Source organism: Pseudomonas sp. 32A, assembly GCF_052682255.1.
Genome location: NZ_JBQYLY010000001.1, coordinates 1,509,510 through 1,525,603, shown reverse-complemented (window position 1 = coordinate 1,525,603; position 16,094 = coordinate 1,509,510). Strand labels below are relative to the sequence as shown.

11 protein-coding genes are annotated in these 16,094 nt (G+C 61.9%); 7 read left to right on the top strand and 4 right to left on the bottom strand.

Going from position 1 to position 16,094, the window contains the following annotated elements:
- Positions 1-9: 9 nt before the first annotated feature.
- On the bottom strand, positions 10-1,434 hold the full coding sequence (locus ACUN0G_RS06990; RefSeq protein ID WP_017479080.1) for an aminotransferase-like domain-containing protein: 1,425 nt from the start codon (positions 1,432-1,434) through the stop codon (positions 10-12).
- 150 nt (positions 1,435-1,584) lie between these two features.
- Here ACUN0G_RS06990 and ACUN0G_RS06985 point away from each other — a divergent pair, with 150 nt between their 5' ends.
- The 7 genes from ACUN0G_RS06985 (at position 1,585) to ACUN0G_RS06955 (ending at position 10,334) form a co-directional block, all read left to right on the top strand.
- Positions 1,585-2,478, top strand: a complete 894-nt coding sequence (locus ACUN0G_RS06985) for a DMT family transporter (protein WP_177071781.1) — start codon at positions 1,585-1,587, stop codon at positions 2,476-2,478.
- 1 nt (position 2,479) lies between these two features.
- Positions 2,480-4,339, top strand: a complete 1,860-nt coding sequence (gene moeB / locus ACUN0G_RS06980) for a molybdopterin-synthase adenylyltransferase MoeB (RefSeq protein ID WP_445572983.1) — start codon at positions 2,480-2,482, stop codon at positions 4,337-4,339.
- Between the two features lie 24 nt (positions 4,340-4,363).
- The gene (locus tag ACUN0G_RS06975) at positions 4,364-5,278 is read left to right on the top strand and encodes a PLP-dependent cysteine synthase family protein (protein ID WP_063034033.1); all 915 of its coding nucleotides are present in this window, start codon (positions 4,364-4,366) and stop codon (positions 5,276-5,278) included.
- A gap of 22 nt (positions 5,279-5,300) precedes the next feature.
- Entirely contained in the window at positions 5,301-6,293 is a 993-nt protein-coding gene (locus tag ACUN0G_RS06970; RefSeq protein ID WP_258344314.1) for a serine O-acetyltransferase, read from the top strand.
- 2 nt (positions 6,294-6,295) lie between these two features.
- Complete coding sequence (locus ACUN0G_RS06965; protein ID WP_076017166.1) at positions 6,296-7,024, top strand: alanyl-tRNA editing protein; 729 nt, start codon at positions 6,296-6,298, stop codon at positions 7,022-7,024.
- Between the two features lie 227 nt (positions 7,025-7,251).
- Positions 7,252-8,997, top strand: a complete 1,746-nt coding sequence (locus ACUN0G_RS06960; protein WP_258344313.1) for an ABC transporter permease — start codon at positions 7,252-7,254, stop codon at positions 8,995-8,997.
- A gap of 14 nt (positions 8,998-9,011) precedes the next feature.
- Positions 9,012-10,334: an ABC transporter ATP-binding protein gene (locus ACUN0G_RS06955; protein WP_076017164.1), complete on the top strand. Its 1,323-nt coding sequence runs from the start codon at positions 9,012-9,014 to the stop codon at positions 10,332-10,334.
- A gap of 167 nt (positions 10,335-10,501) precedes the next feature.
- Here ACUN0G_RS06955 and prpD read toward each other — a convergent pair whose 3' ends face one another.
- The 3 genes from prpD to acnD all read right to left on the bottom strand — a co-directional run bounded on the left by prpD (position 10,502) and on the right by acnD (position 15,975).
- Positions 10,502-11,986: a 2-methylcitrate dehydratase gene (prpD, locus tag ACUN0G_RS06950; RefSeq protein ID WP_445572982.1), complete on the bottom strand. Its 1,485-nt coding sequence runs from the start codon at positions 11,984-11,986 to the stop codon at positions 10,502-10,504.
- Between the two features lie 161 nt (positions 11,987-12,147).
- The gene (gene prpF / locus ACUN0G_RS06945; protein ID WP_445572981.1) at positions 12,148-13,338 is read right to left on the bottom strand and encodes a 2-methylaconitate cis-trans isomerase PrpF; all 1,191 of its coding nucleotides are present in this window, start codon (positions 13,336-13,338) and stop codon (positions 12,148-12,150) included.
- 42 nt (positions 13,339-13,380) lie between these two features.
- A complete protein-coding gene (gene acnD / locus ACUN0G_RS06940) occupies positions 13,381-15,975 on the bottom strand; it encodes a Fe/S-dependent 2-methylisocitrate dehydratase AcnD (RefSeq protein WP_421553578.1) in 2,595 nt (864 codons plus the stop codon).
- Positions 15,976-16,094 lie beyond the last annotated feature (119 nt).

Here is a 16,094-nt window from a genome sequence, read left to right as displayed (position 1 = left end):
GGCCTATCATCACAAGTGAAACCGCCCCCCACCCTGCCCCAACGCCGTCGCCAGCGCATCAAACCCATCCAGCAACAACTGATCATCCCCCGACGTATTGCAGATACTCGCCCGAATAAACTGCGGCACCGCCGTCTGCCCCACCGCAAACGCTTCGGCTGTCGCGATCAGGTAATTGTTCTGCTTTAACTCCGCCTCGATTTCCGACGCACGCCAGGGCTCCGGGACTTCGATCCAGAAGTGCGGGCTGTTCAGGTGAGTGCGGTACTCCAACCCGATCAACAACCCTTCAACCAGTGCCTTGCGCCGGCTGATTTCCTGGATCTGCTGGTGCAACAGGTGTTCTGCCGTGCCGTTTTCGATCCATTGCGTGGCCAATTCCAGGGTGACCGGCGTGGCCATCCAGCAGGTGGAACGCAAGGCCGCAGAAATCCGGCTGACCAGCGCCGGCGGCGCATGCACGTACCCAACGCGCAACCCCGCCGACACCGCCTTGCTAAGGCTGCTGATCAGAATCGTACGCTCCGGGGCGAAATGGCTCAGGGGCGGCGGGCGGTCTTCCACCAACACCCCGTGGGCCTCGTCCTCAAGAATCAGCAGGTTGTGTTCACGGCACACCTTGACCAGCGCCTCACGGCGCGCGACCGACAGCACCGCTGTCGTGGGATTCTGGATGGTCGGCGTGCAGTACAACGCCGAAACCCGGTGATTGCGGCAGACTTCATCCAGCGCCCCCGGCAGCAGCCCTTCTTCATCCATTTCCAGGCCGATCAGGCGGATGCCCAGCATGCGCGCGGCGGTGATCAGCCCCGGGTAGGTCAACTGTTCGGTGACCACCGTGTCGCCGGCCCGTAACAGCGCCATCAGTGCACACAGCAGCCCATGCTGGCCGCCGTTCACGCAGATCACCTGCTCGGGAATCGGGTGGAAATCCCGCTGCACCAGCCACTGGGCACCCGCCGCCCGGTAGCGCGGCAGGCCGGCATCCGGGGTGTAGGCACTGATGTCCTGCAAAAACTTGGCGTTGGTGGCCAGCGTCTGGAAGCTCTGGGCCAGGAACGTGGTCTCCTGCCCCGGGATATGCATATTGCGGCTCATATCAAAGTATTGCCGCGGCTCGTCGCTGAAGTTGCGAAAGCCTTCATCCCGCTGGCGCTCCATCCCACGCTTGCGCACGAAGGTGCCATCACCGACCCGCGCCACCACCAACCCCAGGCGTTCCAGCTCACCGTAGGCGCGGCTGATGGTGCCGATGGTGACCCCCAGATTGTCGGAAAGCACCCGATGGGGCGGCAGCTTTCTTCCCGGTTCAATCAAGCCTTCAAGAATGCCCCGCTCCATGACATCGGACAGGCGTTTGTACTTCACGCCCTGCCCGTTGGAGAGTCCTTCTCGCATAATTGACACCATGTCAATATTTGTTTTGACAGCCATCTTTCGCCCTAATAGTGTGCTTTTACGGGTTCAATCACCGAATCAAGGCACTCAATATAGAGGTCAATTCGGTCTCATGGAAGCAATGTCACGATGCCAATGTCCGCCGTTCTCGAAAATGCTGAAAAAACAAAAACTCACAAGCAGTGGTTGGCTGGGCTGATTACCAGCGTCATGTTTCTGATCGTATGCCTGAGCTGGGGTACTACCTGGCTGGGCATCAAAATCGCCGTGGAAAGCGTGCCGCCGCTGACCTCTGCCGGGCTGCGGTTTTTGATCGCGTTTCCGTTGTTCCTGTGTTTCGCGTGGGTGCGCCGCGAGCCGATCCTGTTTCCCCGGGAGAGCCGTTGGTTCTTCGTGTTTGTGACGCTGTCCTACTTCAGCGTTCCGTATTACCTGCTCAATTACGGCGAGATGCATGTCTCGTCCGGCCTTACCGCGCTGCTGTTCAGCTGCATGCCGGTGTTTATCCTGATTTTCTCTGCGTTGTTCCTGCGTGAGCGCATCTACTTCTCACAAGTGGTCGGTATCGCCATCGGTTTCGGCAGCCTGTACATGATCATCAAGAGCCAGGGCCTGCACCTGGACCACGCCGAGTTCTTCGGGGTGCTGGCGATCCTGGCCGCCGCGATCATGCATGCCTTGTGCTACGTGATTACCAAGAAACAAGGCAGCGCCATCAGCGTAATCACCTACAACACCCTGCCCATCGGCATCGCCGGGCTGATGCTGTTTGTTGCCGGGCTTTTCTTTGAAACCCCGACCTTTGAAGACATCACCCTGCGGTCCTGGAGTGCGCTGTTCTACCTCGGGCTGGTGGCGTCGGTGGGCGGTTTCATCGTGTATTTCATGCTGCTCAAGCGCCTGAGCCCGATCATTCTGTCCTTCGTGTTCATCATCTTCCCGGTGTTCGCGGTGATAATCGGCGCCTGGTACGAAGGCGTGCAGATTTCCAAGGACCTGATGATGTACTCGGCGATCCTGCTGGCCGGTTTTGCCATCACCAAGCTGCCCATCGAAAAGCTCCTGGCGAAGAAAAACTGAGATGAAGGTCCTGAGCCCAACCGCCCTGGAGCAGATTTACGCCCACGCCGACCGCAGCTACCCCGAGGAATGCTGCGGTTTCGTTTTCGCCGATGGCAGCGTGTACCTGGGCAGCAACATCCAGAACGAGCTGCACAGCAAGAACCCGCAGATGTATTCACGCAGCGCCGCCAACGGCTACACCTTTTCGGTGGCCGACACGCTGATGATGAACAAGGCGTTTCGCAGTGATAACCCGGTGGTGGTGATCTACCACTCCCACCCTGACGTCGGCGCGTATTTCAGCGACGAAGACCAGGACAAGGCCCTTTTCATGGGCGAGCCGATCTACCCCGTAAGCTACCTGGTGGTGGATGTTCGCCAGGGCAAGACCCAAGGTTCCAAGCTGTTTGCCTGGGATGGCAAACACTTCGCCCAAAAACCCTTCAACGACCTGCAAACGGAGTTGTGCATGAACGCTGTCTCTTTCCCCGACATCCTGGTCCGCGTGGCCAAGCTGCCAGCATCGACCCTCGAGGGTGCCGGATCGACATTGCGCGAAGTCATTGAAAACCTCTGCCTTGAGCACCCGCAATTGCGGGCTCACCTGCTCTACGAGAACAACCAGCTCAAGGAACACTTCCTGTTCACCGCCGAAGAGGAACTGATCGACGCCAACGACCCGTTGCCCGAAAAAGCCAACATCGAAGTACTGCTGGCCACCTCCGGCGGCATGGACGTCGACCAACTGAGCAATGAAGAAGTGCAGCGCTACGTGCGCCACATTACCCTGCCCGGCGTCGGCCGCGAAGGCCAACTGAACCTGAAGAAAGCCAAGGTGCTGATCATCGGCACCGGGGGCCTCGGTTCGCCCATCAGCCTGTACCTGGCGGCGGCCGGCATCGGCACCCTGGGGCTGGTGGATTTCGACGTGGTGGAAAGCAGCAACCTGCAACGCCAGATCGTCCACGGCAACAGCACCTTGGGCCTGCCCAAGGTCGAGTCCGCCAAGCAGCGCTTGCAAGACCTCAACAGCCACATCCAGATCAACACCTACGACACCGCCTTCAACACCGACAACGCCCTGGAACTGGTGGGCGCCTATGACCTGGTGATCGACGGCACCGACAATTTCGAAACCCGCTACCTGGTCAACGACGCTTGCGTGCAGTTGGGCAAGCCGTTGGTGTACGGCGCTATCTACCGCTTCGACGGGCAGATCAGCGTGCTCAACTATAAAGGCGGGCCGTGCTATCGCTGCCTGTTTCCCCAGGCACCGCCGGCGGAACTGGCGCCCAACTGCAGCGCCGGCGGCGTGATCGGCGTATTGCCCGGGGTGGTCGGGATGATCCAGGCCACCGAGGCGATCAAGCTGTTGATCGGCATTGGCGAACCACTCTCGGGCCGGCTGATGCGCTTTGATGCGCTGGCGATGAAGTTCAGCGAGATCCGCTTCAAGCGCCGCGCCGACTGCCCCTGCTGTTCCGAGCTGCGCCACACCCAAACCCTTGCACCCGCCGTCTGCGCCGATGCGATGCCAAGCCAACCGTCCCTGGCCGAAGAACGCTACATCAAGCCACAGGTACTCAAGCAACTGCTTGAACGCCACAGCAAGGCCGACGTGTTGCTGGACGTGCGCGACGCCAGTGAGCTGGAAGTATGCAAATTGCCGGGGGTGGTGCACATCCCGCTGGCCGAGCTCGACGGGCAACTTGCCAACCTCAGCCGCGACAATACGCACTACCTCATCTGCTACGCCGGAACCCGCGCGGAGCAAGCCGCCAGCACGTTGCTGGCCGCCGGATTCGCCAACACAAAAGTACTGCAAGGTGGCATGAAACACTGGGTTCGCGACGTCGAACCCGACATGCCTTTGTACTGATCAGCGGCCATGGGCTCTTACTTGATGTTGCATAACTCGATACTCGACGCCATTGGCCAAACGCCCATCGTGCGTCTGGAACAGTTTTCCGAAGACCTTGGCATCGAGGTCTACGCCAAGCTGGAATCCCTCAACCCCGGCGGCAGCCACAAGGCGCGCATCGCCCTAGGCATGATCCTCGACGCCGAGCGCCGAGGCATTCTGATTCGCGGCTCCGGGCAAACCATCATCGAACCCAGTGGCGGCAACACCGGCATCGGCCTGGTGATGGCCGGCAACGTGCTGGGCTACAAAGTGGTGCTGGTGATCCCCGACAACTACAGCCCGGAAAAGCAGAAACTGCTGCGCCTGTACGGCGCCAAAGTGGTGCTGTCGGACAGCCGCCAGGGCAACAATTCCCACGGCGAAAAGTGCATGGAGCTGCAGCTGGAAAACCCCAGCTACGTGATGCTCAACCAGCAGCGCAACGGCGCCAACCCGCAGACCCACCGTGACACCACCGCCCGGGAAATCATCCGCGCCTTCGGCGAGCTGCGGGTCGATTACTTCGTCAGCGGCATCGGCACCGGCGGCCATATCACCGGCATCGGCGAAACCCTCAAGAGCACCTGGCCGGCAATCCGCGTGATGGGGGTGGAGCCGGAAGAATGCGACCTGCTCAGCGACCGCCACGCGCCGCACCATATCCAGGGCCTGTCCATCGGGTTGATCCCGAGCATTCTCAACGTCGCAATCATTGACGGGATGCTCAAGGTGTCGCGCCAGGAATGCCTCGACATGATCAAACGCATCATGCGCACCGATGCCATCAGCCTCGGGCTGTCGTCGGCCGCCAACATGGTGGCGATCGCCAAACTGGCGCCGGAGCTGCCCACCGATACCGTTGTGCTGACCATGGTCTACGACAGTGCCGACAGTTATTTGCCCTGTTTTGAATAACAACTATTGCGGGGGTGCCTCCATGGGGGGCTTTATCGACATGCAACAGCTGCACGATGAGTTGCTCACCCACCTCATCACCACGCTTACGCCTGCGCAGTTGAAGCAGCTGGAGGCGCATCTTGCGCCGCTGATCCAGGCGGCGGCCCAAGCGGTGGCCGAAGACCTGATCGCCTATGCCTGGCGCGACCCGGCGTCCCGTGGGCGCGGTGAGCTGATCCTGGAGTCCTACGCCTCGTTCAAGGCCGTGCTGTACTACCGGCTGGCGCACCTGGTGTGGAATTTCCCGGACACGAACAACGGTGTGTTTTCCACCATCGCCCTGAAGCTGAGCAACCAGGGCAAGATTCTGTCCGGCGCCGAAATTCACCCCGCCGCGCGGATCGGCCGACGTTTTGTGCTGGACCACGGTTACGGTACGGTCATCGGTGAAACCTGCGAGATCGGCAACGACTGCTACATCCTCTGCGGCGTGACCCTTGGCGCCCGGGGCATCGCCAACAACCCGGACGGCAAGCGTCACCCACGGTTGGGCAACAACGTGGAAGTCGGTTCCGGCGCGCGGGTGCTGGGTTATGTGCTGATCGGCGACAACGTGTTTATCAGCCCTTCCTGCGTGATCACCCAGGACGTGCCGGCCGGCACCAAGGTCAAGGTGGTCAACCAGATCCAGTTACAGAAAAACGATGAGTCGGACCACAGCAACTACCTCGGCGCGTTTGCCCTTGATGAACGCCTGCACGTGGTCGGCGAGGTCAACGCCAGCCATAAGGTGATGGTCCTCGACGCCGACTTCCATCCCTTGCCCGGTCTGCTGCTGGAGCCAACGGTCAAGGAACGCCACCATTTGCAGTTCCGCCTGCGCTATATCGAGACAACGGCCTACCCGCCGCGCCTGCCGCTGAACCTGAAAGTGACCGGGCCCGAATTTGAAATCACCCTGCTATCTCCCCCTGGCTTGAGCGCGATGGTTCGTCGCCTGCTGCAAGCCAGCCCACTGATCGTCGGAGGTTGAACATGTCCGTGCACACCATGGAAACCCTCGCGCTGTTCGACAGCGCGCCTTACCAGAATGCGTTCAGTGCGCGGGTGATTGCCGTCAGCGAACAGGGGATCGCCCTGGAACACACGCTGTTCTACCCCACTGGCGGCGGGCAGCCGGGCGACACCGGGCACTTCATCCTGCCCGACGGCAGCCGCGTGGACATCACCGGCACCGTGCGTGATCCGGTGCTGCGCTCGATCATCTGGCACCAAGTCGAACAGTGCCCTGAACAACTGGCCGCCGGAATGCAGGTGGACGCCAGCCTGGATTGGGAGCGGCGCTACCAGCACATGAAAATGCACACCTGCCTGCACCTGCTGTGCTCGATCATCGATGCACCGGTGACCGGTTGCAGCATCGGTGCCGACAAGGGCCGCCTGGATTTCGACCTGCCGGAAATGACCCTCGACAAAGACACCATCACCCGCGACCTCAATGCCCTGATCGAGCAGGCGCACGCGGTGAAAACCCTGTCGATGCCCGCCTCGGAGTATTCGACCCTGCTACAGATCACCCGCACCCAGGCGGTGGCGCCACCGGTGATCCAGGGCTCGGTACGGGTGATCGAAATTGCCGGTATCGACATCCAGCCCTGTGGCGGCACCCATGTGACCAATACCGAGGAAATCGGCCGGGTGTTCTGTGAAAAAATCGAGAAGAAGAGCAAGCACAACCGTCGGGTGATCCTGCGGTTTGAATAGCGGCCAAGAAGCGGCTGGGGTGCCTACGCCCTAGCTGCAGTTCGTACAGGAAACTGACAGCAAATTTATGTGCTTGTAACATTTAGAAACGTACAATCCCGCCTGCAACGCCTCGTTGCCCCTGACTCGCGAAAACAGCGCCCTTCCTTCTCGGAGGGTCATTCGTGCAGCAGCTAAGCTCACTCCCATCACGCCCCTGAACCTGAACGCTGCAGGACTGACTGCCTATGAAAAGAGTGCTCCGTCACTACATCCCTGCGTCCACATTGCGTTTGTTGCCCAACCGCTGGGACTTGGTCGCCCTCCCCCTGGTGATCGGCTTTTTACTGTTTTTCTCCATCACGGCGCGAGAAACCTGGGCGCCCATCGCCACCTTGCAAAGTGAAGTCATCTCCCTCGACCCGGCCAACCTGCCGGAATACGCGATGCGCACCACCCTGCGCATGCTGGCGGCGATGGTTGCAGCGCTGGTGTTCACCCTGTTGTACGGCACCCTGGCCGCCAAAAGCCGGCGCGCCGAGAAACTGTTGGTGCCCGTGCTGGATATCCTGCAATCGGTACCGGTACTGGGCTACATCTCGTTTACCGTGACGTTCTTTCTGCTGCTGTTCCCCGGGCGCGTGCTCGGCGCGGAGTTCGCGGCCATCTTTGCGATCTTCACCAGCCAGGCCTGGAACATGACGTTCAGCTTCTACCAGTCGCTGCGCATGCTGCCCAACGACCTGGTGGAAGTGTCGACCAACCTGCGGCTTTCCGGTTGGCAGCGGTTCTGGAAGCTCGACGTACCCTTCGCCATGCCCGGGCTGGTGTGGAACATGATGATGAGCATGTCCGGCGGCTGGTTTTTCGTGGTCGCCTCCGAGGCCATTACCGTCGGCGACAAGACCATCACCTTGCCGGGCGTAGGTTCCTACCTGGCCCTGGCGATTGCCCAGAAAGACCTGCACGCCGTGGGCTACGTGATCCTGGCGATGATTGTGGTCATCCTGATGTACGACCAGTTCCTGTTCCGCCCCCTGGTGGCCTGGGCCGACAAGTTCCGCATGGAAACCACCGCCTCCCAGGGCGCCGCGCCGCAATCCTGGCTGCTGAACCTGATCCAGCGCACGCGCATCGTCCAGCGCAGCCTGCGGCCGCTCACCCGCACCATCAGCCGCATTGGCAACAAGCGCTTCAGCCTGGCGGGCGGCGCACTCAAAGCGTTGCCGGCAGAAACCCCGAAGGCGTCAAAAGTGATCGACTGGGTGTGGGGGACGCTCATCGCGCTGCTGGCCGCTTATGCGCTGTACCACATCGTGCAGTACGTCGGCACCGAAGTGACCCTCGCCGAAGTCGGCCATGTCTTCGTGCTGGGGCTGATCACGTTGTTGCGGGTGGTCGGCCTGATCCTGATCGCCTCGCTGATCTGGGTGCCGTTGGGCGTGATGATCGGCTTGCGCCCTGCGCTTGCGGAAAAAATCCAGCCCTTGGCGCAGTTCCTCGCGGCCTTCCCGGCGAACCTGCTGTTCCCGGTGTTCGTCATCGTGATCCTGCACTACAACCTCAACCCGGATATCTGGCTGAGCCCGCTGATTGTGCTGGGCACCCAGTGGTACATCCTGTTCAACGTGATCGCCGGCGCCAGCGCGTTCCCGAATGACTTCAAGGAAGCCGCGGCGAACTTCCGCATTCGCGGCTGGTTGTGGTGGCGCAAAGTGATGCTGCCGGGGATTTTCCCATACTACGTCACCGGCGCCATTACCGCCTCGGGCGGTGCCTGGAACGCCAGTATCGTGTCCGAGTACGTGTCCTGGGGCCAGGACAACGTAGTCGCCCACGGGCTCGGCGCCTACATCGCACAGACCACTGCGGCCGGCGACTTCCCGAAAATTGCCCTGGGCGTGGTGGTGATGTCGATCTTCGTGGTGGCGTTCAACCGTGCTGTGTGGCGGCCGATGTACGCCATGGCTGAAAACAAACTTCGTCTGAATTGATGGGATTCGCAGTGATGACTACCTATACCGAGCATGCCGCCGACACTCCGGAAATCTACTCGTTGAAAAACGTGAACCGGGTGTTCGGCAAAGGTAAAGACGAGTTGCAAGTCCTCAGCGGCGTGGACCTGAGCCTGCACGAAGGCGAGATTGTCGGCATGCTCGGCCGTTCCGGCTCGGGCAAGTCGACCTTGCTGCGCATCATCGCGGGGCTGATTCAGCCGTCGTCGGGCGAAGTACGCTACAACGGCGCGCCACTCACCGGCCCGGCCGAAGGCGTGGCCATGGTGTTCCAGACCTTTGCCCTGTTCCCGTGGCTGACCGTGCTGGAAAACGTCGAGGCCGGCCTGCAAGCCTTGCAGGTCGAGCGCAAGGAGTCCCGCAGGCGCGCCCTGGCGGCCATCGACCTGATCGGCCTGGACGGCTTTGAAAACGCCTACCCGCGCGAACTGTCCGGCGGCATGCGCCAACGCGTGGGTTTCGCCCGCGGGCTGGTGGTGAACCCGACCCTGCTGCTGATGGACGAACCGTTCTCGGCGCTGGACGTGCTCACCGCTGAAACCCTGCGCACCGACTTGCTGGATCTGTGGAGCGGCAAGCAACTGCCGATCAAATCGATCCTGATCGTGACCCACAACATCGAAGAAGCGGTGCTGATGTGCGACCGCATCCTGGTGCTGTCGTCCAACCCTGGCCGGGTGGTGGCCGAGATAAAGGTGCCGTTTGCCCACCCGCGCAACCGGCTGGACCCGACCTTCCGGCAAATGGTCGACGACATCTATGCCCTGATGACCGACCGCCGCAGCGCTGACGCCAGCAGAGGTTTGCCTGAGCTGAAAATGGGCAGCCTGTTGCCGGAAGTCTCCACCAACCTGATGGCCGGCCTGATCGAAACCCTGGCCGCCGAGCCCTACAACGGCCACGCCGGCCTGCCGACCGTGGCCGAACGGCGCTTGCTGGAAGTCGACGATCTGTTCCCGGTGGCGGAGATGCTTGAGCATTTGGGCTTCGCCGAACTCAAGGGTGCCGATATCACCCTCACCGACGCCGGCAAACTGTTCGCCGACTACGGCACCCAGGAGCGTAAAACCCTGTTTGCCGAACACTTGATCCGCCATGTGCCATTGGCCGCGCGTATTCACCAGGTGTTGCTTGAGCGCAGCGGCCACCGCGCGCCACGGGTGCGTTTCGAGCAGGAGCTGGAAGATTCGATGACGGAAGCCTTTGTGGAAAAGACCCTGGAAAGCGTGGTGGCGTGGGGACGGTATGCGGAGATTTTCTCCTATGACGACCATACCGAGACATTCAGCCTGGATGATGTGGAAGGCAGCATGTGACGGCGTGATGTCGACCACTTTCCATTGAACAACACAGAACAAATGTGGGAGCTGGCTTGCCTGCGATAGCATCACCTCGGTGTATCTGAAAGACCGAGGTGTCTGCATCGCAGGCAAGCCAGCTCCCACATTGATTGTGGTTTACACAGTGAGTGCTGTGGTGGTGTTTAGATGACGAACAGGTCGACAAACCGGTTGACCGCAGTGGCCTCAAGCTTCGCCTGATCCTTGCACAGGGCAAAAATCTCGGCACTGCGCTGCGCAGTAAACCGGGTCGCCAGGTTGGCCTTGAACTTGTCTTCCAGCAATGGAATGCCATCCACCCGACGGCGACGATGGCCAATCGGGTATTCCACGGCCACCTGTTCGGTGCTGGAGCCATCCTTGAAGAACACCTGCACCGCATTGGCGATGGAGCGCTTGTCGGCCTCCAGGTATTCGCGGCTGTAGCGCGGCTCTTCGACGATGACCATCTTCTCCCGCAGCTCATCAATGATCGGATGGGCCGCGTGAAACTCATCTTCGTATTGCTCGGCCACCAGATTGCCAAACGCCAGCGGCACGGCGGTCATGTATTGCAGGCAGTGATCACGGTCGGCCGCATTGGCCAACTGCCCGACCTTGGAGATGATGCGAATCGCCGACTCGTGGGTGGTGATGACAATCCGGTCGATCTCATGCAGGCGATTCTTCACGTGCGGGTGCAAGGTGACCGCCGCTTCACAGGCGGTTTGCGCATGGAACTCGGCCGGGAAACTGATCTTGAACAGCACGTTCTCCATCACATACGTGCCGTAGGGCTGGGACAGGCTGAAGGCGCGCTTGTCTTCGGGCTTGAGCGCCAGGTCCTTGTTGATGTGGCTGAACAGCACGTCATAAAAACCCCATTGCGGCGCGCTCAACACACCGGGAATGCCCATCTCGCCGCGCATGGCGATATCCGCCAGCCGTACACCGCGACTCGACGCATCCCCCGCCGCCCACGACTTGCGCGAACCGGCATTCGGCGCATGGCGATAAGTACGCAACGCCTGGCCATCGACAAACGCCTGGGACAATGCCGACAGCAGTTGCTCACGGTTGGCGCCCATCAGTTTGGCGGTGACGGCAGTGGAGGCGACTTTCACCAGCAGCACATGGTCCAGGCCGACGCGGTTAAAGGAGTTTTCCAGGGCGATCACGCCCTGGATTTCGTGGGCCATGATCATCGCCTCCAGCACGGCCCGCACGGTCAGCGGCGCCTCGCCGTTGGCCACGCGTTTTTGCGAGAGGTGATCGGCGACCGCGAGAATGCCGCCGAGGTTATCCGACGGATGCCCCCATTCGGCGGCGAGCCAGGTGTCGTTGTAGTCGAGCCAGCGCACGATGCAGCCGATGTCCCAAGCGGCCTTGACCGGGTCCAGGCGGAACGAGGTACCCGGCACCCGTGCGCCGAACGGCACCACCGTGCCTTCCACGATCGGCCCCAGGTGCTTGGTGCACTCCGGGAAACGCAGGGCCAGCAGGCCGCAACCGAGGGTATCCATCAGGCAGTTGCGGGCGGTGTCCAAGGCATCGCGGGATTCGATCCTGAAGTCCAGGACGTAGTCGGCGATGTCTTGCAGGACCTGATCGTAGTCGGGACGGTTGTTCTGGTCGACGTTGGCGCTCATGGCAGTACTCCAAAGTGGGTTAGGTGTGGTCCATCCTCAGGGTCAGGGTGATCGTTCCCACGCTCTGCGTGGGAATGCCGCCTTGGACGCTCTGCGTCCCGTAAAAGGGTGACGCAGAGCGTCACGGGATGCATTCCCACGCAGAGCGTGGGAACGATCGGTTAGAAAGCGTCGCCGGGTACGCGCACGAACCCTTCCATCAACACCCGCGCACTGCGGCTCATGATGGCTTTTTTCACGACCCATTCACCGTTGACCTGGCTGGCCTCGGCGCCTACCCGCAGCGTCCCGGACGGATGCCCGAACCGCACGGCATTGCGCTCCACGCCGCCCGCCGCCAGATTCACCAGCGTGCCGGAAATCGCCGCCGCCGTGCCAATCGCCACCGCTGCCGTGCCCATCATTGCGTGGTGCAACTTGCCCATGGACAACGCCCGCACCAACAGGTCGACATCGGCCGCCTTGATCGCCTTGCCACTGGATGCCACGTAATCCGCAGGCCGTGCCACAAACGCGACTTTTGGCGTGTGCTGCCGCTGGGCCGCTTCGTCCAGATGCTTGATCAAGCCCATGCGCAACGCACCGTGGGCACGAATGGTTTCAAACATCGCCAGGGCCTTGGGGTCGCTATTGATCGCGCCCTGCAGCTCGGTGCCGGTGTAGCCCAGGTCCTGGGCGTTGATAAAGATGGTCGGAATCCCGGCATTGATCAGGGTCGCTTTGAACGTGCCGACACCCGGCACTTCCAGGTCATCCACCAGGTTGCCGGTAGGGAACATCGAACCACCACCGCCCTCTTCTTCCGCCGCCGGGTCCATGAATTCCAGCTGCACTTCGGCGGCCGGGAAGGTCACGCCGTCGAGTTCGAAGTCGCCGGTTTCCTGCACCGCGCCGTCAGTGATCGGTACGTGGGCGATGATGGTCTTGCCGATATTCGCCTGCCACACCCGCACCACGGCCACGCCGTTATGCGGAATGCGCGCGGCTTCTACCAGGCCAGCGCTGATGGCGAACGAACCCACCGCCGCCGACAGGTTGCCGCAGTTGCCGCTCCAGTCCACGAACGGTTTGTCGATGGACACCTGGCCGAACAGATAGTCCACGTCGTGATCGGCGCGGGTGCTTTTGGCGAGGATCACGGTTTTGCTGGTGCTGGACGTCGCGCCGCCCATGCCGTCGATCTGCTTGTCGTACGGGTCGGGGCTGCCGATCACCCGCAATAACAGCGCATCCCGCGCCGCGCCCGGCACCTGGGCCGATTCGGGCAAATCCTTGAGGCTGAAAAACACCCCCTTGCTGGTACCGCCACGCATGTAGGTGGCGGGAATCTTGATCTGCGGTACGTGTGCCATGGTGGTCCTCATGGGCCGGGGCGCGAACCCCGGCCACAGTTGTCAGGCGGTAACAGCCGATTCCAGAAAGTCCTGGGCAAAGCGCTGCAACACGCCGCCCGCCTCGTAGATCGACACTTCTTCAGCCGTGTCCAGGCGGCAGGTCACCGGCACCTCGACACGCTCGCCATTCTTGCGGTTGATCAACAAGGTCAACTGCGCACGCGGGGTGCGCTCGCCGATCACGTCGTAGGTTTCCGTGCCGTCGATCTTCAGGGTCTTGCGGTCGGTGCCCGGCAAGAACTCCAGGGGCAACACGCCCATGCCCACCAGGTTGGTGCGGTGGATGCGCTCGAAACCTTCGGCGGCAATCGCTTCCACACCCGCCAGGCGCACGCCCTTGGCCGCCCAGTCCCGAGACGAACCCTGGCCGTAGTCGGCGCCGGCAATGATGATCAGCGGCTGCTTGCGCTCCATGTAGGTTTCGATGGCTTCCCACATGCGCGTGACCTTGCCTTCCGGCTCCAGGCGCGCCAGCGAACCCTGCTTGACCTTGCCGTCTTCGATGACCATTTCATTGAACAGTTTCGGGTTGGCGAAGGTGGCGCGCTGCGCGGTCAAGTGGTCGCCGCGGTGGGTCGCATAGGAGTTGAAGTCGACTTCCGGCAGGCCCATTTTCGCCAGGTATTCGCCGGCGGCGCTGTCGAGCATGATCGCGTTGGACGGCGACAGGTGATCGGTGGTGATGTTGTCCGGCAGCACCGCCAGCGGGCGCATGCCCTTGAGCGGACGCGCGCCGGCCAGGGCGCCTTCCCAGTACGGTGGACGGCGGATATAGGTGCTCTGCGGGCGCCAGTCGTACAGCGGCGTGACTTTCGGGCCGGTGTCTTCGTGGATCGCGAACATCGGGATGTAGACCTGGCGGAACTGCTCCGGCTTGACCGACGCCTTGACCACTGCGTCGATTTCTTCGTCGCTCGGCCAGATGTCCTTCAGGCGGATTTCCTTGCCGTTGGCATCCAGGCCCAGCACGTCTTTTTCGATGTCGAAACGGATGGTGCCGGCAATCGCATAGGCCACCACCAGCGGCGGCGAAGCAAGGAACGCTTGCTTGGCATACGGGTGGATACGGCCGTCGAAGTTGCGGTTACCCGACAGCACGGCGGTGGCGTACAGGTCGCGGTCGATGATCTCTTGCTGGATCACCGGATCGAGTGCGCCGGACATGCCGTTGCAGGTGGTACAGGCAAACGCCACCACGCCGAAACCCAACTGCTCCAGCTCGGTGGTCAGCCCGGCTTCGTCGAGGTACATGGCGACGGTTTTCGAACCCGGTGCCAGGGACGACTTGACCCACGGCTTGCGGGCCAGCCCGAGCTTGTTGGCATTGCGCGCCAGCAGGCCGGCGGCAATCACGTTGCGCGGGTTGCTGGTGTTGGTGCAACTGGTGATGGCCGCGATGATCACTGCGCCGTCGGGCATCTGCCCCGGCACGTCATCCCACTGGCCAGAGATGCCCTTGGCCGCCAGGTCGCTGGTGGCGACGCGGGCGTGGGGGTTGCTCGGGCCGGCCATGTTGCGCACTACACTGGACAAATCGAAGCTCAGGCCACGCTCGTATTGCGCGCCCTTGAGGTCGTCCGCCCACAGGCCGGTGTGGCGAGCATATTGCTCCACCAGGGTGACTTGTTCGTCTTCACGGCCGGTGAGCTTGAGGTAGGCGATGGTCTGCTGGTCGATATAGAACATCGCCGCCGTGGCGCCATATTCCGGGGCCATGTTGGAGATGGTGGCGCGGTCGCCCAGGGTCAGCGCCGAGGCGCCTTCGCCGAAGAACTCGAGCCACGCACCCACGACCTTTTGCTTGCGCAGGAACTCGGTCAGCGCCAGCACCATGTCGGTGGCGGTGATGCCCGGTTGCAGCTTGCCCGTCAGCTCCACGCCGACACTTTCCGGCAGGCGCATCCACGAGGCGCGGCCGAGCATCACGCTCTCCGCTTCGAGGCCGCCAACGCCGATGGCGATCACGCCCAAGGCATCAACGTGAGGCGTGTGGCTGTCGGTGCCGACGCAAGTATCCGGGAAGGCCACACCGTCACGCACCTGGATCACCGGAGACATTTTCTCCAGGTTGATCTGGTGCATGATGCCGTTGCCCGGCGGGATCACGTCGACGTTCTTGAAGGCCTTTTTGGTCCACTCGATAAAGTGGAAACGGTCTTCGTTGCGGCGGTCTTCGATGGCACGGTTTTTCTCGAACGCCTCCGGGTCAGAACCACCGGCTTCGACGGCCAGGGAATGGTCGACGATCAATTGGGTCGGCACCACCGGGTTGACCTGGGCCGGGTCACCGCCTTGCAGGGCGATGGCATCGCGCAGGCCGGCGAGGTCCACCAGGGCGGTCTGGCCGAGGATGTCGTGGCATACCACGCGGGCCGGGAACCATGGGAAATCGAGGTCGCGTTTGCGCTCGATCAGTTGGCTCAGCGACGCGTTGAGGGTCGCCGGGTCACAGCGACGCACCAGGTTTTCCGCGAGCACGCGGGAGGTGTACGGCAGTGTGGCGTAGGCGCCGGGGGTGATTGCATCGACCGCCGCGCGGGCATCAAAGAAATCGAGGCGGCTGCCGGGGAGCGGTTTGCGGTGTTCAGTGTTCATAGTCTGGGACTCGGTCACGGTTAGGTGTACAGCAAAAACCTGTGGCGTTGGCCTGGATGAACACGGTCCCTGTGGGAGCCGGGCTTGCCCGCGATGCAGGCACCTCGGTGTGTCAGTTA